Below are 679 nucleotides of genomic sequence, written 5' to 3'. Positions count from 1 at the left end.
GTTTGCAAATAGACTCTTCCTATTCCTTTTAAAGTCCCGACCATGAAAGTATCCATAGAGACCAAATCCCCTGTAAAATCAGCCTGAATGTGTCTATCCCGGTATTCCGGGTTAAATCTTTCCAAGAGTCGGATTTGGTTCTCATTCAGCTCTATCGGGTTTTCTTTGAGATGCTGATCGAGTCTCAAAAGTCTTTGGTGTTTGGTGAGAAGTTTTGTTCTAGTCCATACTCCTCTGACTCCTCCTGAGCTGACCCTATGTCCTTTCAGATTTAACTGTTGAGCCACTCGAACGGAACCATGAGTAGGGTTTGTAAGACTATACTCAAGTATCGCTTTTTCTAATTCTTCGGAAACTCGATTGGGGTGTGGGTTCGTTGCTCCTGAAACTCTATCGATTAATCCTTCCGAACCAAACGTCTGGTAGTTTCTTCGGATCTCATAGAACTGCTGTCTGGAGTAACCCATGATCTTACAGGCTTTGCTTACATTGCTTAACTCATTGGCTAGTTCCAACAAATTTAGCTTTCTTCTCGCTGCTTTGGTGCTTACGTTGGTATTGGTGGTGGTCATGCGTCTTCCCTCCTAGGAAATGACTTTGTGGTAAAAATCATTTTTCCGTTTACAGGATGTGTGACCACTGCTTCTTCGAAGCTGTCAGGTGAATACTATATCAATAC

General features: G+C 42.7%; 1 protein-coding gene. It reads right to left on the bottom strand.

Features of this window, described 5'->3' with window-relative positions; genetic code table 11:
• Positions 1–572 (bottom strand): helix-turn-helix domain-containing protein (locus EHS11_RS01850; RefSeq protein ID WP_135762724.1); only part of this gene is annotated, 572 nt, incomplete at its 3' end.
• Between the last annotated feature and the right edge of the window lie 107 nt (positions 573–679).

The sequence above is a fragment of the Leptospira ilyithenensis genome (assembly GCF_004771005.1).
In the GTDB taxonomy this organism is placed as follows: domain Bacteria; phylum Spirochaetota; class Leptospiria; order Leptospirales; family Leptospiraceae; genus Leptospira_A; species Leptospira_A ilyithenensis.
This window is presented reverse-complemented; position numbering and strand designations above follow the sequence as displayed.